We start from the raw sequence: 17308 nt of genomic DNA on the forward strand, positions 1-17308 counted from the left end.
AACCGGCACGGAGCCGCCGCGCCGCAACAGCCTTCCAACCCCAATGACCCCGCGCCCCCCGCGCCCGGTTGGGCGCGGCGACTCAACGCGCGGCGGACGCCGGCGGTAGCGGTGCCGCAGGCACATGCCCCCGGGCCGCCGCCTCCGCGCGCGATTTTTCCACGCGTTCACGGCGCTCCTGCGCTGCCTGCAAGGCCCGCTCGTGCTGCGCGCGCGCCTGTGCGGCGCGTTCATTGCTCGCGGCTGTGCGAGCGGCCGTTTCGCGGGCGTGCGTCTGCACCCGCGTGCGCTGTTCCTGGGCGCGCTGGGCAGCCTCCCGATCCCGCTGGACGGCATCCGCGGCGGAGTGCGCCGGCGGCGGCGCAGCCCGGCCACCGTGGCGCAGTACCGCGGACGGCGCCGTACCGTCTGCCGATGCGGTGGCAGACGGCGGAACAGCCTGCTGCTGCTTCTCTTCAATGGCCTTGCGGCGCTCGGCCGCCTTTTCCTTGCGCTCCGCGTCGTTGAGTTCGATCTCGCGGGCACGCAGGCGCAACTCGGCATCGCGCACGCCCGCGCGCACCTTGCGCAAGCAGTCCTCGACGGCAAAGCGCTGGTAGCACGCCGCCTCGTCCTGCAGCTGCTTCGCGCGCAATGCCTCGCGCTCATGGCGGATACGCTCGTGCTCCGCCTTGCCGCGCGGGGAGTCGGTGCGGTCTGTGCCGGGCGCATTCGACAGCGCGCCTTCCACCGCCGGCTGCGCTGGCGCCTCCGTCTGTGGCTGCGGCTGCGGCTGTGCCCAGGCGGCCGGCCCCAACGTCCACGCCGCCAGGGCAAGGCAGCAGGCTCCCAGGCGGGTGTGCAAGTTCATGTCAGTCCTGTATCGACAGTCCGGCGTTCCAGCGACAGGAATTCCTTGGACTGCATTTCGTTGAGCCGCGAGATGGTGCGCGGGAACTCGTGCGCCAGCGGACCTTCCGTGTACAGCTGTTCGGGCGGCACGGCCGCGGACAGAATCAGCTTGACGCGGCGGTCGTAGAGCACATCCACCAGCCAGGTGAACCGCCGCGCCGGCGACGCCATGCTCACCGGCATGTACGGTACGTCGGACAGCAGCACCGTGTGGAACTGCGTCGCGATCTCCAGATAGTCGTTCTGCGAGCGCGGACCGCCGCACAGTGTCCGGAAGTCGAACCACACCACCCCGCCGGCCTTGCGCCGCGCACGGATTTCGCGCTGTTCGATGTGCAGCACCGGGTCTTCGTCATGCACCTCGGCCAACTGGTCGAAGGCGTGGTTCATTTCGGCGTCTGCCTCGGGGCCCAGCGGCGTGTGGTAGAGCTTCACATGCTCCAGCGTGCGGCGGCGGTAGTCGGTGCCGTTGTCGACATTGATGACTTCCAGCCTTTCGTTCAGCAGCGCAATGGCCGGCAGGATGCGGTCGCGGTGCAGACCGCCCGGGTACAGGTCGTCGGGCTTGAAGTTGGAAGTGGTCACGAATCCCACGCCGTTCTCAAACAGCGCCACCAGCAGCCGGTGCAGGATCATGGCATCGGTGATATCGGCCACGTGGAACTCGTCGAAGCAGATGAGCTTGTAGCGCTTGGCAATGCGCGCGCCCAGCACATCCAGCGGGTTCACCGTGCCTTGCAGGATCGCCAGCTCTCGGTGCACCTCGCGCATGAATTCGTGGAAATGCAGGCGCACCTTGCGCCGCAGCGGCACGGCGTTGAAAAAGCACTCCATGAGGAAACTCTTGCCTCGCCCCACCCCGCCATACATGTAGACGCCGCGCGGCACGTCCGGGCGGTTGATGAGCTTCTTGAGCGCATTGGAACGGCTGTGCTTGTACGCAGCCCATTCGTTGGCGCAGCGCTCCAGCGCATCGACCGCGCGCAGCTGGGCGGGGTCGCTGCGAAACCCCTTGGCCTGCAGCTCTGCTTCATATGCCTGTCTGACGTTCACCGCGCTTCACCCACAATGCTATAAAAACAATAGCTGCTCGCGCTTATCCAGCAAGCGCGAGCAGCCATTTTTACCTCAAACTATCAGAAGTTGAGTGTGCGCTTGTCCACCGCCAGGGCAGCTTCCTTGGTGGCCTCGCTCAGGCTCGGGTGCGCATGGCAGATGCGCGCAATGTCTTCGGCGCTGGCCTTGAACTCCATGGCCACCACGGCTTCGGAGATCAGCTCGGAGGCCATCGGGCCCACGATGTGCACGCCCAGGATTTCGTCGGTAGCGGCGTCGGCCAAGAACTTCACCATGCCGGTCGTGTCGCCCAGGGCGCGCGCGCGGCCGTTGGCCAGGAACGGGAACGTGCCGGCCTTGTACTTCACGCCATCGGCCTTGAGCTGCTGCTCGGTGCGGCCGACCCACGCGATCTCGGGGCTGGTGTAGATGACCCAGGGGATGGTGTTGAAGTTGACATGGCCGTGCTGGCCGGCAATGCGCTCGGCCACGGCCACGCCCTCTTCCTCGGCCTTGTGCGCCAGCATGGGGCCGCGCACCACGTCGCCCACCGCCCACACGCCGGGCAGGTTGGTCTTGCAGTCACCGTCCACCACGATGGCACCGCGCTCGTCCAGCTGCAGGCCCACGGCTTCGGTGTTCAGGCCGATGGTGTTGGGCACGCGGCCGATGGAGACGATGAGCTTGTCGGCTTCCAGCGCCTGGGCTTCGCCCTTGGCGTTGGTGTAGGCGATGGAGACGCCCTTCTTGCCGGACTTGATCTCGCCGACCTTCACGCCCAGCTCGACCTTCAGGCCCTGCTTGTCGAAGGCCTTCTTGGCCTCCTTGGCGATCTGCTCGTCCACCGCGCCCAGGAAGGTCGGCAGGCCTTCCAGGATGGTGACGTCCGCGCCCAGGCGGCGCCAGACGGAGCCCATTTCCAGGCCGATCACGCCGGACCCAATCAGCGCCAGCTTCTTGGGCACGGCGCCGATGCGCAGCGCGCCGTCGTTGGAGAGGATGTTCTCTTCATCGAAGGGCACGCCGGGCAGCGCACGGGCATTGGAGCCGGTGGCCACGATGATCTGTTGGCCCGTCAGCGTCTCTTCGGCGGCGCCCGACACCTTGATCTCGTAGCCGCCCGTGGAACCGGAGGTTCCACCCTCGCCGGGTGGAACGGCCTTCACAAAGGAACCGCGGCCATGGAAGAAGCTGACCTTGTTCTTCTTGAACAGGTACAGGATGCCGTCGTTGTTCTGCTTCACCACCGCATCCTTGCGGCCGATCATCTTGGCCACATCGATCTTGATGTCCTTGGCCGAGATGCCGTGGTCGGCGAAGTGGTGGTTGGCGTGCTCGAAGTGCTCAGACGATTGCAGCAGCGCCTTGGAGGGAATGCAACCCACGTTGGTGCAGGTGCCGCCTGGCGCGGGGCCACCCTTGTCGTTCTTCCACTCGTCGATGCAGGCGACGTTCTTGCCCAGTTGGGCGGCACGGATGGCGGCAATGTAGCCACCGGGGCCCCCGCCGATGACGATCACATCAAATTGTTTGCTCATGGGAAATCTCGTTCAGTCTGTTGGAGAAAGACCCACCGGCGGGCCGGACCATAGGCCGGGCCACGCGGGTGGGTCGATGCAGTCAGGGGATCAGATGTCGAAAAGCAGGCGCGACGGGTCTTCCAGCGCGTCCTTCATTGCGACCAGGCCCAGCACGGCTTCGCGGCCGTCGATGATGCGGTGGTCATACGACATGGCCAGGTAGTTCATCGGGCGGATGACGATCTGGCCGTTCTCCACCACCGCGCGGTCCTTGGTAGCGTGCACGCCCAGGATGGCCGACTGCGGCGGGTTGATGATGGGCGTGGACAGCATGGAGCCGAACGTGCCGCCGTTGGAGATCGAGAACGTGCCGCCGGTCATTTCCTCAATGCCCAGCTTGCCTTCGGCAGCCTTCTTGCCGAACTCGGCAATCTTCTTCTCGATGTCGGCGAAGCTCATCTGGTCCGCATTGCGCAGGATGGGCACCACCAGGCCGCGGGGCGAACCCACGGCGATGCCGATGTCGAAGTAGCCGTGGTAGACGATGTCGTTGCCGTCCACCGAGGCGTTCAGCACCGGGTACTTCTTGAGGGCGTGCACGGCGGCCTTCACGAAGAAGGACATGAAGCCCAGCTTGGTGCCGTGTTCCTTGGTGAAGCTGTCCTGGAACTTCTTGCGCAGGTCCATCACGGGGGCCATGTTCACTTCGTTGAACGTGGTCAGGATGGCGTTGGTGGCTTGCGATTGCAACAGGCGCTCGGCCACGCGGGCACGCAGGCGGCTCATGGGCACGCGTTGCTCGGGGCGGCCGCTCAGGTCTTCCTTGCCTGCGGGGGCAGCCACCTGAGGCAGTGCCTTGGTGGGCACACCCGTGGGGATCACGCTGGGGGCCACGGCGGCCTTGGCGGCGCCACCGGCCACGGCGGCCAGCACATCGCCCTTGGTCACGCGGCCGTCCTTGCCCGAGCCGGCCACGGCCGATGCGGACAGGTTGTTCTCGGCCAGCAGCTTGGCAGCGGCCGGCATGGCCACATCGCCCTTGGAGCCGCCCGCGGCGGCAGGCGCTGCTGCAGCAACGGGCGCTGCGGCGGCGGCAGGGGCTGCAGCGGGCGCTGCGGCAGGCGCTGCTGCGCCGGCCTTGCCTTCGGTATCGATCTTGGCGATGAGCTGTTCGGCCACCACGGTGGCGCCGTCGCCTTGCACGATTTCGGACAGCACGCCGGCCGCAGGCGCGGGCACTTCCAGCACGACCTTGTCGGTCTCGATCTCGATCAGGATCTCGTCCACGGCCACGGCCTCACCGGCCTTTTTCTTCCAGGTGAGCATGGTGGCCTCGGCCACGGATTCGGACAGCTGGGGGACTTTGACTTCTACGATAGCCATTTTGTGTTCTTTCAGTAGGGTTCTGTTCTGTATTCGTTCGGGTAGCTGGCCTTACTTGGTCAGGACAAACCCCTTGAGCTTGGCGAATGCCGCATCCACCAGCGCCTTTTGCTGCTCCTGGTGCAGGTGGGCATAGCCCACGGCAGGCGACGCAGACGCCGCACGGCCGGCATAGCCGAGCTTCTGGCCTTCGAGCATGTTCTCGTGGATGTTGTGCTGGATGAAGAACCAGGCGCCCTGGTTCTGCGGCTCGTCCTGGCACCACACGATGTCGGTGGCATTGGGGAACTTCTTCAGTTCGGCCGCAAAAGCCTTGTGCGGGAACGGATACAGCTGCTCCACGCGGAGGATGGCCACGTCGTCGTCCTCACGCTCCGTGCGCTTCTTCACCAGGTCGTAGTACACCTTGCCGGAGCAGGCGATCACGCGCTTGACCTTGGCGGCCTTCTTCACGATGGCCTCGTCCTGCTCGGGGATCACCGTCTGGAAGCCGCCCTTGGTGAACTCGGACAGCGGCGAGGTGGCGTCCTTGTTGCGCAGCAGCGACTTGGGCGTCATGATGATCAGCGGCTTGCGCAGGTCGCGCACCATCTGGCGGCGCAGCACGTGGAAGATCTGGCTGGCCGTGGTGGGCTGCACGATCTGCATGTTGGCGTCGGCCGCCAGCTGCATGAAGCGCTCCAGGCGTGCCGAGCTGTGCTCGGGGCCCTGGCCTTCGTAGCCGTGCGGCAGCATCAGGGTGATGCCGTTGACACGGCCCCACTTCACTTCGCCGGAGGCGATGAACTGGTCGATCACCACCTGGGCGCCGTTGGCGAAGTCGCCGAACTGGGCTTCCCAGATCACCAGGGTGTTGGGGTCGTTGGACGCGTAGCCGTATTCAAAGCCCAGCACCGCCTCTTCAGACAGGATGGAGTCGATCACGACGAACGGAGCCTGGTTGTCGGCCACGTTCTGCAGCGGCACATAGGTGCCGGTATCCCACTTCTCGCGCTTCTGGTCGTGCACCACGGCGTGCCGGTGGGTGAACGTGCCGCGGCCGCAGTCTTCACCCGACAGGCGCACGGGGTAGCCGCTGGCCACCAGCGAGGCGAACGCCATGTGCTCGCCCATGCCCCAGTCCACGGGGATTTCGCCGCGGCCCATGGCGGCACGGTCGTCGTACACCTTCTTCACCAGCTGGTGCGGCGTGACGCTTTCGGGGATGGTCGTGATCTTCTCGGCCAGGCGCTTCCACTCGGCCAGGGGGATGGCCGTGTCGCCGGCGTCCGTCCACTTCTTGCCCAGGAACGGGCTCCAGTCCACGGCGTACTTGCTCTTGAAGTTGGTCAGCACCGGGTCCACCGTGTGCTTGCCGGCGTCCATGGCGGCTCGGTAGGCCTTGACCATGTCGTCGCCCAGCGACTCGCCCAGGCCCTGCGCGGCCAGCTTGTCAGCGTACAGCTTGCGCGTACCGGGGTGGGCACCGATCTTCTTGTACATCAGCGGCTGGGTCAGCGCGGGGGTGTCTTGCTCGTTGTGGCCCAGCTTGCGGAAGCAGATGATGTCCACGACCACGTCCTTCTGGAACTCCATGCGGAATTCCAGAGCGAGTTGGGTAGCCAGCACCACGGCTTCGGGATCGTCACCATTCACGTGCAGCACCGGCGACTCGACCATCTTCACGATATCGGTGCAATACAGCGTAGAGCGTGCATCGCGCGGGTCGGACGTGGTGAAACCGATCTGGTTGTTGATGATGATGTGCACCGTGCCGCCCGTGGAATAGCCACGGGTCTGGGCCAGCGCCAGCGTTTCCTGGTTCACGCCCTGGCCGGCAAAGGCCGCGTCGCCGTGCACCAGCACGGGCAGCACCTGCTTGCCGTGCGGGTCGGCGCGGCGGTCCATGCGGGCACGCACCGAGCCTTCCACCACGGGGTTGACGATTTCCAGGTGGGAGGGGTTGAACGCCAGCGACAGGTGCACCGGGCCGCCGACGGTGGTCACGTCGGAGCTGAAGCCCTGGTGGTACTTCACGTCGCCCGAGGGCAGGTCTTCCGGCGCGGTGTGGTCAAACTCGGCAAACAGGTCCTTGGGCATCTTGCCCAGGGAGTTCACCAGAACGTTCAGGCGGCCGCGGTGGGCCATGCCGATGACGATTTCCTGAACGCCCTTGGCACCGGCCTGCTGAATGAGTTCATCCATGGCGGCGATGAAGCTCTCGCCGCCTTCGAGCGAGAAGCGCTTCTGGCCGACGTATTTGGTGTGCAGGAAGCGCTCCAGGCCTTCAGCGGCCGTCAGGCGGTCCAGGATGTGCTTTTTCTTTTCGGCACCGAAATTGGGCTTGCTGCGGATCGCTTCGAGCTTTTGCTGCCACCAGCGCTTCTGGTTCTGCTCGGTGGCATACATGTACTCCGCGCCGATGGAGCTGCAGTAGGTCTCGCGCAGCGCGTTGATCAGCTCGCGCAGCGTCATGCTCTCTTTGCCGAAGAACGTGTTGCTGGTGTTGAACACGGTTTCCTGGTCGGCGTCGGTGAAGCCGTAGAAAGAAGGCTCCAGCTCGGGAATTGCGGGGCGCTCGGTGCGCTTGAGCGGATCCAGATCGGCCCAGCGCTGGCCCACGTTGCGGTAGGCGGCAATCAGTTGCTGGACGGCGGTGCGCTTGCGACCCAGTTCGGAGTCGGCGCCACTGGCCACGACGACCTTGGTGCCGCCCTGCTTGGCACGCTCGGCAAATGCATTGATGACGGGCAGGTGGGGAACGTCCTTGGCGTTGGAGCCATCCACCGCCGGCACATGTTGAAGTGCGTCAAAGTACTCGCGCCAGTTGTCTGGCACGCTGCCTGGGTTGGCAAGGTAGTTCTCGTACATCTCTTCGACATAGGGCGCGTTGCCGCCGAAGAGGTAGGTGTTGCCTTGGTAGGCTTGATAGACGGACGTCGTATCGCTCATATTCCGCTGACCTCCGCTTTCCTTGGGAAAGCATTAGCTGGTTGAGAAACCTTCCGCGACACGGCTGAACCGATTGGCGGATGCGACTGTGGCTGGGGAAGGGCCTGGGGTTGCGGGCGTCATTGTGCCACTGATCGGCCAACCACCCAACGAAAGCGGGATCGAGCCCTCCCGACGGGCCGGCAGCGCCATGCGCACTGCAAAGACGGGGCGCGCCTCGCGTACAGTGCGAGGTACTGCAACACAGCCTGCCCCACATGACACAGCCCACTCCCCAGAACAAAGTCTTCCTGCTGCTGCTGGCCTTGGTCACGGTCGCCTTTGGCGCCATCCTCTGGCAGTTCCATGGGGCCGTCTTCTGGGGCGTCGTGCTGGCCATTCTGTTCGCCCCCCTGCACCGCCAGTTGCTGCGGCGCATGCCCCGTCGGCGCAATCTCGCGGCACTGTGCACATTGGGTTTGTGCCTGGTCGTGGTCATCCTGCCCATGACGGCCATCGCCGTCTCCCTCGTGCAGGAAGCCACCGTCGCCTACGAACGGATGCGGTCCGGCCAATTGAATTTCGGGCTGTATTTCCAACAAGTCATGGCCGCCCTGCCAGGCTGGGCCACCAACCTTCTGGAACGGCTGAACCTGACCTCCATTGCCGAGCTGCAACAAAAACTATCGTCCGTCGCCGTGCAGGCCAGCCAGATCGTGGCCACCCAGGCCCTGAACATCGGACAGAACACACTGGAGTTCCTGGTCAGCTTCGGCATCATGCTGTACCTGCTGTTCTTCCTGCTGCGCGATGGCGCCGACCTCGCCGCTCGCATCGGCCAGGCCACCCCCCTGGATGCAGAGCACAAACGCCAACTGGTCAGCAAGTTCACCACCGTGATCCGCGCCACCGTCAAGGGCAACATCGTCGTAGCGGCCTCCCAAGGTGCACTGGGCGGCCTCATCTTCTGGATCCTCGGCATCCAGGGCCCTGTGCTGTGGGGGGTCTTGATGGCCTTTCTGTCGCTGCTGCCCGCGGTCGGCGCAGGATTGATCTGGCTACCCGTGGCCATCTACTTTCTGGCCACCGGCTCGGTGTGGCAAGGCACCGTCCTCATCGCCTTCGGCGTGGGAGTCATCGGCCTGGTCGACAACATCCTGCGGCCGATTCTGGTGGGCAAGGACACCAAGATGCCGGACTACATCGTGCTCATCTCCACCCTGGGCGGCATGGCGCTGTTCGGGCTCACCGGTTTCGTGATTGGCCCGGTCATCGCGGCACTGTTCATCGCCAGCTGGGACCTGTTTTCGCCCGGCCCTGCGCAAAATCCTTGAGGCGCTCCCGCCAGCCTCGCGACTTGCAAGTGAGGCACCTTGTATTCCGCGGGTGCGGCTGGCAGGCCGCCTTTTTGGCAGCGCGCTCCCGGTTCCAGGACTGCTGCCGGGCGTGGCGAGCTGTCCTGCACCCTCACGCCGTGGGACTGCTGAACCCGGGAATGCGCCGCACGGTTTCCTTGAGCGCCTCGAAGCACGCGCCATCGATGGCCTTCCCGACGCTGTCGGCCATGATTTCCAGCGTGCGGTCAACGGGAACCGCTCCGCGGTACGGTCTTGCCGCGGTGATGGCATCAAAGATGTCTGCGCAAGTGATGATGCGCGTTTCAATGCTGATTTCTTCTGCTTTCAGCCCCCGGGGATAGCCATTGCCGTCCAGCCTTTCATGATGGGCTCCGGCTACACGCGCCAGCTCAGAAAAGGCGTCAATGCGCGAGAGAATGTTCTCGGTGAACACCGCATGGCTGCGAACTGCGGCCCACTCGTCCTCGTCGAGCTGGCCCGGCTTGTCCAGGATGCTGTTGCTGACCCCGAGCTTTCCAATATCGTGCAAAAGCGCACCTCTCTTGAGCCAGCGCCGTTGGCTGGGCTCAAGACCCATGGTTTCCGCCGTCAAATCCACGTACAGCGCCACACGAGCGCTGTGCCCGCTGGTGTACGGGCTTTTTGAATCCACGATTTGCCCGAAGGCGGTCGCAATGTCGTCCAGGTAGTCCTCGTCCAGTGAAACCGTTTGCGAGGCTGGCTCCAATGCGAGGACTGAAGCGGAAATGTTGGCGCTCGCCAGATGACGCCAAAACGCGTCATCCGCCGCAGCGGTGAACGCATCGACCACCTCCGGGTCGAACCACTGCCCGCGCCGGCGTGCCACTTCATCCATCGCTGCCTGCCGACCGCCACTCGTATAAAAGACATCGACTACCTGCGAAAGCAATGCGATCCGGGAGTAAAGCGGGATCGCTCCGCCCGCCAGGGCGTCTGGCCGCCCTCTGCCGTTGTGATGCTCATCCAGGTGGTAGATACCGGTTGCGACGGGCTCAGGAAATCGCAGAAGCCGCGCAATTTCTGCGCCGCGCTGGCATCGGGTTTGGATGAGCTCGTCGGCCAGCTCCCTTCCGTTGCGGATGATGTTCATGACTGCCCGAAATCGCTCCACCAGTGGCGCCCTCAGGCCTGTGTGCGACAACACAAAATTAAGAACCTGGGGGACGCCATCGCCGACCGTCTTGAAGTCATGCTTGAACGACAAGTCGTCCGTGAGATAAAGCTGGCAGATGCGAGCCGCATTGCTGCTGCAGCCGAGATCCTTGAGCAGAAGGGTGTAGTACAGCCCCCAAAGCTCCTCCTCGGCCAAACCCAAGCGCTTCCCGACGTGCATGCCAATCCAGCAGCAGCGTATGCAATGTCCTTCAGGCTGGCCCTCAGTGAGGTCCAAAGCGTGGCTTAACGCCGAAATCAGCTGGGACAGGCGCAAGCGGTGCATTTCTGAGGGGTGAAGACGTTGGGAAGCTAATTTAACCGGTTGCTCAAATTGATGCCGGAGCGAAACGGCTTGTACAAGCCCAGAGCGATGCGATGAACGGCCTGTTGCCCCTGCAGGCGGTGCGCCCACAACCGGGCACAAACCTTTTTGATGACTCCGCGCATGAACTGCGTGTCTTGGCCCGCGGCCGCAAGCGTGTTCACGACCTGCAATTGAATCGAACACGCACCGCTTCCACCATCGTGGGGCTTTTGCCGCCGGGTCTTGCGCCGTTCATTCCTCAAAGAAAACGAGGCAATTACGGCTACTGCCCGCAGATTGCCTACAAGCAACACCAAAAGAAAAACCCCGCTATCTTTTCGATAGCGGGGTTTCTTTGCAATAGCTTGGTAGGACGTACAAGATTCGAACTTGTGACCAACGGATTAAAAGTCCGCTGCTCTACCAACTGAGCTAACGTCCCGGCCTAATGCAGCAAGCATTCCGATTGCTGCAAAGCCTTGGATTATAGCGTGTTTTTTGTAGCCTTTTGGGGTGCAGATGCCAGTTTATCCAACACCCAGCCTGCGGCACACATTCCGAACGCGGCCGTCACCGCCACCACGGAACCATACCCATGGCAGTTCAGCGTTCCATCGCCGGAGACGTTGCAGGACGCGTCGGGCGGCGCCACCGCTTCGCGGCTGAAGACGCAGGTGATGCCTATCTTGCTGCCCCCACGTGCTGCCTTGTGGTGCTTGCGAAGGCGGTAGCGCAATTGCGCCAGGAGCGGATCGTGCGTTGTCAGGGCAAGATCGTCCACATCCACCTTGTGCGCGTGGCGCTTGCCACCTGCAGCCCCCACGGCGATGTGCAGCACTTTGGCGGCATGTGCCCACGCCGCGATCGCGGTCTTGGCCGCAACCTGGTCGCAAGCATCGATCACGGCGTCCACGGGCTGGGGCAGCAGGCCCGGCCAATTGTCGGGGCCGGCAAAGTCATCCACGCAGTGGACGGTGCATCCGGGGTGGATCTGGGCAATGCGGTCCCGCATCGCCACCACCTTGGCCTGGCCCACCGTGCCCTCCAGGGCGTGAATCTGCCGATTGATGTTGGACTCGGCAACGTGGTCCAGATCCACCAGCGTCAGTTCGCCGACGCCGCTGCGCGCGAGCGCCTCGGCAGCCCAGGAGCCCACACCCCCGATCCCGATGACGGCGACCCGGGCGCTGCGGATACGCTGCGCCCCTGTCACCCCGTACAACCGCTCCAGGCCGCCAAAACGGCGCTCGAGCGCCAACGCATCCGGCATTGCTACTTCAAGCGAGACAGCCGCTCTTTGGCCGCGCTGGCCGCTTCGGCATGCGGATAAGCGCGCACCAGGTCCTCCAGCGTCTTGCGGGCGGCGCGCGTATCTTTCAGCTCGATCTGGCAGTTGGCGATCGACAAGGCCGCCTCGGGCGCGCGGGCATGGCCCGGCGCCTCGGCGAGCATCGACTTGAAGTTGCCGATGGCTTCCTTGTAGTCACGCGTTGCATACTGCGCGTTGCCAAGCCAGAACCGGGCAGAAGGAACGAATCCACTGCGCGGATACTGCCGAACGAACGCTGCGAAAGCCGTGCTGGCATCACCGAACTTGCCGGAGCGGAACACCGCCAAGGCGGCTTCGAAATCTTTTTTCTCGGCGGGGTCGGCCTGGAATTCCTGGCCATCCAGCGTGACCTTGACCGGCTCGAACTGCTTGAGGCGCTCATCAACGCCCTGGGCAATGTCTTTCTGGCGCTTCTGCAGGTCGGCGGCGTCGCGCAGCAATTGTTCATTCTGCCCGCGCAGCTTGGACTGTTCGGCCTTCAAGGTGTCGATTTCACCTTGCAGGTCGAGCAGGCTGCGGCGCAACTGGCTGTTTTCTTCCGTCAGCCGCCGCGCCTCCTCCGCCGACCGCTGCTGCGACTGCTGCAGTCCGTCCACACGCTGGCGAATCTCGATGATGGCACGCCGGGCTTCACTGTCCTCGAACAGGGCAGCATGGCTGGCCGGTACCAGGGTCGCCGACAGCAGCAAGGCCGCCGCCAGCGCCTTGGGCGTCAGGTGCAGAGCCATTGCGCGCATCAACGGTAGGACAGCTCGGCGCGGCGGTTCTGGGCGTGGGCGTCTTCAGTGTTGCCCTGCACGGCCGGCTTTTCCTTGCCAAAGCTCACCGCCTCCATCTGGCTGTCCGGCACCCCCAGCAGGGCCAGGGAACGGCGCACGGCTTCGGCGCGCTTCTGGCCCAGGGCCAGGTTGTATTCGCGGCCGCCGCGGTCATCCGTGTGGCCTTCGATCATCACCTTGCGGCCGTTGCTGGACTTGAGGAAACGGGAGTGGGCTTCGATCAGCGACTGGAACTCCGGCTTGATGACATAGCTGTCGTAGTCGAAGTACACGATGCGGCTCACGCCCACAGGGCCTGCTGCGTCACGGCCCGATTGGCCGAGATCCACGCCTGCCACGCCGCTTTGCGCGGTGTTGCCGGAGTTGGCGCCGTTGCCGCCCATCGTGGAGGTGGCGTTTTTGTCTTCGACGGGGACGTCGTCAAGTTTCACGCCGGAACTGCAGCCTGCGACCAGGGCTGCAACGGTAATGGCAAGGGTAATGCGTTTGAACATCCGAAATTCTCCTGAAAACTGGATCACTGAAATGGGTTGAAAGTTCATTGCTTTTGGAAGGGGCCCCAATCCGGCTCGCGGATATCGCCGGCCTGGCCCGCCAGGCGGGCCTTGATCTTGCCGTCCAGCGTGGTGGTCATCAGCGCCTCGCGGCCCTGCTGCTGGGTGGCGTACACGATGAGCCGGCTGTTGGGTGCAAAGCTGGGGTTCTCGTCGGCGGTCGTGTCGGTCACGGCGTTCACCGTGCCTGACGAAAGGTCCATGACGTGGAGCTTGAACGCGCCGCCGACCCGCGAGATATAGGCCAGCCATCGGCCGTCCGGGCTGACGCTGGGGGAGATGTTGTAGCTGCCCGTGAACGTGACCCGCTCGGCACTGCCGCCCGATGCGGGGACCTTGTAGATCTGCGGAGCGCCGCCACGGTCGCTGACGAAGTAGATGCTGCGTCCGTCGCCCGAAAAAACCGGCTCGGTATCGATTCCCGAACTTTGCATGAGCCGTCGTGGCTCGCCGCCATTGGCGTCGATGGTGTAGAGCTGCGATCCGCCGTCCCGGCTGAGCGTCACGGCCAGTGTGCGCCCGTCCGGGGCCCAGGCTGGCGCGCTGTTGGAACCGCGGAAGTTGGCGATCAGCCGGCGCCGGCCGGAGGCAACGTCATGCACGTACACCACCGGCTTGCGCGACTCGAACGACACGTAGGCGAGTTGGCCGCCGTTGGGCGACCAGGCCGGGGAAATGATGGGCTCCGGGCTCGACAGGGCCGATTGCGCATTTTCTCCGTCCGCGTCCGCCACCCAGAGGCTGTAGCGCGGACCGGTCTTGGTCACGTAGGCGATGCGCGTCGAGAAGATGCCCCGCTCGCCCGTGAGCTTCTCGTAGATGAAGTCGGCAATACGGTGTGCCGCCAGCCGCAGGTCGCCCTGCGACACCACAAAGCTCTGGCCACCCAGGTCCTGGCCCTTGACGACGTCCCACAAACGGAAGCGCACGTCGTAGCGCCCGTCCGGCAGGCGCGTCACGCTGCCTGCAGCCAGCGAGTCGGCACCCTTCTGGCGCCACAGGGCCACGTCCGGCCGGGTTCCTTCATCCAGCGCTGCCCCGGCAGCGTCCACCGCCCGAAACTGCCCGCTGCGTTCCAAATCGGCCTGGACGATCGCGGAGATCTTCTGGGGGGACTGCGCTTCGCCGCGAAACGGCGCGATGGCAACAGGGAGCTGGGTGAGCCCGACGCCGGTCACCTCGACACGGAACTGTGCCAGAGCAGGAATGGCGGGGGTGGAGAGCAGCGCCGCCAACAGATGGCGCCGCAAGGGATGCGGCGGGGCCGCGGGGGAAGAGGAAAGATCGTGTGTTGGAATGGGGTCTTTGGTCATTGGCATCCAGCGGTAGCCGAACAAATGCCGAACGGCAACCCCGAATGTTACACACAGCGGGCATACCCCTGTGACAAACTGTGCGATGGTCGACCATTTCAGATAGATGCTCTCTAAGCCCAATGGCAGCAGCGGGGCCCCAATCGCGCCAGCCAGACGGCAGTCCTGACCTTAGAACGTGTTGACGACCTCCCCGGGGTCGCGCAGGGGCCGCAAGCAGGCTCTTAGAATCCCGGCCACATGCATGCGACCGACCCGGGCAATCCGCCCGCCCCCTCCCCCGCCCCCCCTGCAGCGAGCCTGATCACACGGCTGCGCAGGCTGTCCGTCTACTTTGGCAACCAGAGAACCGCGTGGACGCTGGCGGTGACCGCCACGCTGGTGGGGGCCGTGACGGAGCCGCTGATCCCTGCGCTCCTGCAGCCCCTGCTGGACCGTGGCTTCACCCAGGGCACGCTGCCGCTGTGGCTGGTGCCGCTGGCCATCCTGGGGGTGTTTTTTGTGCGCGGGATCGCGCAATTCGTGGGCCAGTACGCGCTGGCGCGCATCGCCAACGAAGGGATGCTGACCCTGCGGCAGTCACTGTTCGACAGGGTGCTGGCGGCCGAGATGGGGCTGTTTTCGCGGCAGTCCGCCAGCGCGCTGTCCAACACCGTGGTCTATGAGGTGCAAACGGGCGCGACCTTGCTGGTGCAGGCCCTGCTGGGCATCTCGCGCGACGGGTTCACGCTGGTGGCGCTGCTCGCATACCTCCTGTACCTCAACTGGCAGCTCACGTTGATCGTGGCGGTGGTCGTGCCCGGTGTGGCCTGGATCATGAAGACCTTGTCGCGCCGCCTGTATCACCTGACCAAAAGCAGCCAGCAGGCCACCGACGAGCTGGCCTACGTGGTGGAGGAAAACGTGCTGGCCCACCGCATGGTGCGGCTGCACGGCGCGCAGGCCGGACAGGCGGGCCGCTTTGCCACCCTGAGCCAGAGCCTGCGCCGGCTGGCCATCAAGTCGACCATTGCGTCCGCCGCGATGACCCCTTTGACCCAGCTGCTGGCGGCCGCAGCCTTGTCCGCAGTCATCTGCGTTGCCCTGTGGCAAAGCCGCGGCACGGTGGATGCAAAAGACGTCACCGTCGGCGGCTTCGTCTCGTTCATCACCGCCATGCTCATGCTGATTGCGCCCATCCGCCGGCTGGCAGACGTGGCCAGCCCCGTGACGCGCGGTGTTGCCGCGCTGGAACGCGGCCTGGCCCTGTTGGGCGACACGGGCGCAGAAACCGGCGGGCAATTCCAAGCCGACCGCGTGCGCGGCGCGCTGGAGCTCCGCGAGGTGACGGTGTCCTTTGGCTCCGATCACGCACCGGCGCTGGACCGCGTCAGCCTGCGGGTGGCGCCTGGCGAAGTGGTGGCGCTGGTCGGACCTTCGGGCGCCGGCAAAACGACCCTGGTCAATCTCCTGCCGCGGTTCGTGGCGCCAGCGTCTGGCGATGTGCTCGTGGACGGTCACCCCGTGGGCGACTGGGAACTGGGGTCGCTGCGCGCGCAGTTCGCCATGGTGAGCCAGGATGTGGTGATGTTCAACGACACCATCGCCGCCAATGTCGCGCTGGGCCAGGCGGTGGACGAGCCCCGGGTGCAAGCCTGCCTGACCGCCGCGAATCTGGCGGAGCATGTAGCGGCGCTGCCCAAGGGCATGCACACTGTGGTGGGGCACAACGCCGCACAACTCTCGGGCGGGCAGCGGCAGCGTCTGGCGATTGCCCGGGCGCTCTACAAGGACGCGCCCATCCTCATCCTGGACGAGGCCACGTCCGCGCTGGACACCGAATCCGAGCGCCTGGTGCAGGACGCGCTGCAGCGCCTGATGCAGGGGCGCACCACGCTGGTCATCGCGCACCGGCTCTCCACCATCGAGCATGCGGACCGGGTGGTGGTGATGGAGCGCGGGCGCATTGCCGAGCAAGGCACCCATGCGGAACTGCTTGCGCAGGGCGGCCTGTATGCACGCCTTCAGGCGCGACCGGCGGCCGGTGAAACGGCCGTGCAGGACTAAAGATCCAGCCGCCGCGGCGCTACCAGCGGCCCCGGTTGGGCTGGCGCCGGCGGATGGCTGCGGCGATTCTCTCGGCCGATTCCGTGCGGCTCACCCGCAGGGCAAAGTCCGCCGCCGTCAGGCCCAGCTGGTTCTTGAGCGTGGGGTCGGCCCCTTCGTCCAGCAACAGCTGGACCGCCTCCGTGGACCCGTAGTGCGCAGCCATCATGAGCGGCGTGGTTCCGTTCGGGGAGGCCGCGTCGATGTACGCATAGTGCTCCAGCAGCAAGGCGATGATGGCCACATGCTGGGGAGACCCCGCCGATGCGGCGTAGTGCAGCGGCGTCCAGCCGGTCTTGTTCACGTCTGCGTCGCGCGCAAGCAGCGCCTTCACCGCCTCCACATTGCCTTTGATGGCGGCCATCATCAGCGGGCTCTCGTCTTTTGAATTGCGCGCATTCACGTCGATGCCGCGCGATGCCAGCAAAGCGGCAAAGGCTTTGGCCGACCCGTTCTGCAAGGCGATGGTGAGGCCGACCTGGCCTTTGGGGTCGCGGGTATTGGGGTCGAAACCCCGCCGCAGCAACGCGGTCACCGCGTCGCCGTCGTCGCGCAGGATGGCGACAAAAAAGTCCTCGTAGGCGCCGGCCCAGAGGGCTGGCGCCATGCCAGCCAAGACCAGACCCGCCACAACATGCCGGCGATGGAC

Annotated in this window: 13 protein-coding genes and 1 tRNA gene; 2 read left to right on the plus strand and 12 right to left on the minus strand. The window is 65.0% G+C overall.

Annotation, left to right across the window (positions count from 1 at the left end):
- Positions 1-82: 82 nt before the first annotated feature.
- The 5 genes from LWW96_RS08530 to LWW96_RS08550 form a co-directional block, all read right to left on the minus strand.
- A complete protein-coding gene (locus LWW96_RS08530; RefSeq protein ID WP_291485936.1) occupies positions 83-850 on the minus strand; it encodes a hypothetical protein in 768 nt (255 codons plus the stop codon).
- Complete coding sequence (zapE, locus tag LWW96_RS08535; protein WP_291485938.1) at positions 847-1944, minus strand: cell division protein ZapE; 1098 nt, start codon at positions 1942-1944, stop codon at positions 847-849. The genes LWW96_RS08530 and zapE overlap by 4 nt, the downstream gene beginning before the upstream one ends.
- Positions 1945-2027: 83 nt before the next feature.
- Positions 2028-3485 carry a dihydrolipoyl dehydrogenase gene (lpdA, locus tag LWW96_RS08540; protein WP_291485940.1) on the minus strand — a complete coding sequence of 486 codons (1458 nt, stop codon included), beginning with the start codon at positions 3483-3485 and terminating at the stop codon, positions 2028-2030.
- Positions 3486-3575: 90 nt separating this feature from the next.
- A complete protein-coding gene (gene odhB, locus LWW96_RS08545) occupies positions 3576-4850 on the minus strand; it encodes a 2-oxoglutarate dehydrogenase complex dihydrolipoyllysine-residue succinyltransferase (protein WP_291485942.1) in 1275 nt (424 codons plus the stop codon).
- 51 nt (positions 4851-4901) lie between these two features.
- Complete coding sequence (locus tag LWW96_RS08550; RefSeq protein ID WP_291485944.1) at positions 4902-7781, minus strand: 2-oxoglutarate dehydrogenase E1 component; 2880 nt, start codon at positions 7779-7781, stop codon at positions 4902-4904.
- Positions 7782-8038: 257 nt separating this feature from the next.
- On the opposite strand from LWW96_RS08550, the gene LWW96_RS08555 reads away from it, so the two are divergent.
- A complete protein-coding gene (locus LWW96_RS08555) occupies positions 8039-9094 on the plus strand; it encodes an AI-2E family transporter (protein WP_291485946.1) in 1056 nt (351 codons plus the stop codon).
- A 133-nt stretch (positions 9095-9227) separates the two neighbouring features.
- On the opposite strand, the gene LWW96_RS08560 is transcribed toward LWW96_RS08555, so the two are convergent.
- From LWW96_RS08560 to tolB, 6 genes are all read right to left on the minus strand, one after another.
- Positions 9228-10577: an HD domain-containing protein gene (locus LWW96_RS08560; RefSeq protein ID WP_291485948.1), complete on the minus strand. Its 1350-nt coding sequence runs from the start codon at positions 10575-10577 to the stop codon at positions 9228-9230.
- A gap of 387 nt (positions 10578-10964) precedes the next feature.
- Positions 10965-11040 (minus strand) — tRNA-Lys (locus LWW96_RS08565).
- A gap of 42 nt (positions 11041-11082) precedes the next feature.
- Entirely contained in the window at positions 11083-11868 is a 786-nt protein-coding gene (locus LWW96_RS08570; protein WP_291485950.1) for a tRNA threonylcarbamoyladenosine dehydratase, read from the minus strand.
- A 2-nt stretch (positions 11869-11870) separates the two neighbouring features.
- On the minus strand, positions 11871-12665 hold the full coding sequence (gene ybgF, locus LWW96_RS08575; protein WP_291485952.1) for a tol-pal system protein YbgF: 795 nt from the start codon (positions 12663-12665) through the stop codon (positions 11871-11873).
- The gene (pal, locus tag LWW96_RS08580; RefSeq protein WP_291485954.1) at positions 12665-13201 is read right to left on the minus strand and encodes a peptidoglycan-associated lipoprotein Pal; all 537 of its coding nucleotides are present in this window, start codon (positions 13199-13201) and stop codon (positions 12665-12667) included. The genes ybgF and pal overlap by 1 nt, the downstream gene beginning before the upstream one ends.
- Before the next feature lie 44 nt (positions 13202-13245).
- A complete protein-coding gene (tolB, locus tag LWW96_RS08585; protein WP_291485956.1) occupies positions 13246-14574 on the minus strand; it encodes a Tol-Pal system beta propeller repeat protein TolB in 1329 nt (442 codons plus the stop codon).
- A gap of 240 nt (positions 14575-14814) precedes the next feature.
- Between tolB and msbA the strand changes: the two genes are divergently transcribed.
- Positions 14815-16620 (plus strand): lipid A export permease/ATP-binding protein MsbA, encoded by a 1806-nt coding sequence (gene msbA, locus LWW96_RS08590; protein WP_291485958.1) that lies wholly within the window; start codon positions 14815-14817, stop codon positions 16618-16620.
- Between the two features lie 19 nt (positions 16621-16639).
- Here msbA and LWW96_RS08595 read toward each other — a convergent pair whose 3' ends face one another.
- Positions 16640-17266 (minus strand): ankyrin repeat domain-containing protein, encoded by a 627-nt coding sequence (locus tag LWW96_RS08595; protein WP_291485960.1) that lies wholly within the window; start codon positions 17264-17266, stop codon positions 16640-16642.
- Between the last annotated feature and the right edge of the window lie 42 nt (positions 17267-17308).

It is taken from the genome of Acidovorax sp., from assembly GCF_021287135.1.
Lineage (GTDB): Bacteria > Pseudomonadota > Gammaproteobacteria > Burkholderiales > Burkholderiaceae_C > Acidovorax.

Excerpts from the sequence above, each read along its gene's own strand:
- LWW96_RS08530 (WP_291485936.1), bottom strand. The coding sequence starts at position 850 with ATGAACTTGCACACCCGCCTGGGAGCCTGCTGCCTTGCCCTGGCGGCG.
- lpdA (WP_291485940.1), bottom strand. The coding sequence starts at position 3,485 with ATGAGCAAACAATTTGATGTGATCGTCATCGGCGGGGGCCCCGGTGGC.
- odhB (WP_291485942.1), bottom strand. The coding sequence starts at position 4,850 with ATGGCTATCGTAGAAGTCAAAGTCCCCCAGCTGTCCGAATCCGTGGCC.
- LWW96_RS08550 (WP_291485944.1), bottom strand. The coding sequence starts at position 7,781 with ATGAGCGATACGACGTCCGTCTATCAAGCCTACCAAGGCAACACCTAC.
- LWW96_RS08555 (WP_291485946.1), top strand. The coding sequence starts at position 8,039 with ATGACACAGCCCACTCCCCAGAACAAAGTCTTCCTGCTGCTGCTGGCC.
- LWW96_RS08560 (WP_291485948.1), bottom strand. The coding sequence starts at position 10,577 with ATGCACCGCTTGCGCCTGTCCCAGCTGATTTCGGCGTTAAGCCACGCT.
- LWW96_RS08570 (WP_291485950.1), bottom strand. The coding sequence starts at position 11,868 with ATGCCGGATGCGTTGGCGCTCGAGCGCCGTTTTGGCGGCCTGGAGCGG.
- ybgF (WP_291485952.1), bottom strand. The coding sequence starts at position 12,665 with ATGCGCGCAATGGCTCTGCACCTGACGCCCAAGGCGCTGGCGGCGGCC.
- pal (WP_291485954.1), bottom strand. The coding sequence starts at position 13,201 with ATGTTCAAACGCATTACCCTTGCCATTACCGTTGCAGCCCTGGTCGCA.
- tolB (WP_291485956.1), bottom strand. The coding sequence starts at position 14,574 with ATGACCAAAGACCCCATTCCAACACACGATCTTTCCTCTTCCCCCGCG.
- msbA (WP_291485958.1), top strand. The coding sequence starts at position 14,815 with ATGCATGCGACCGACCCGGGCAATCCGCCCGCCCCCTCCCCCGCCCCC.
- LWW96_RS08595 (WP_291485960.1), bottom strand. The coding sequence starts at position 17,266 with ATGGCGCCAGCCCTCTGGGCCGGCGCCTACGAGGACTTTTTTGTCGCC.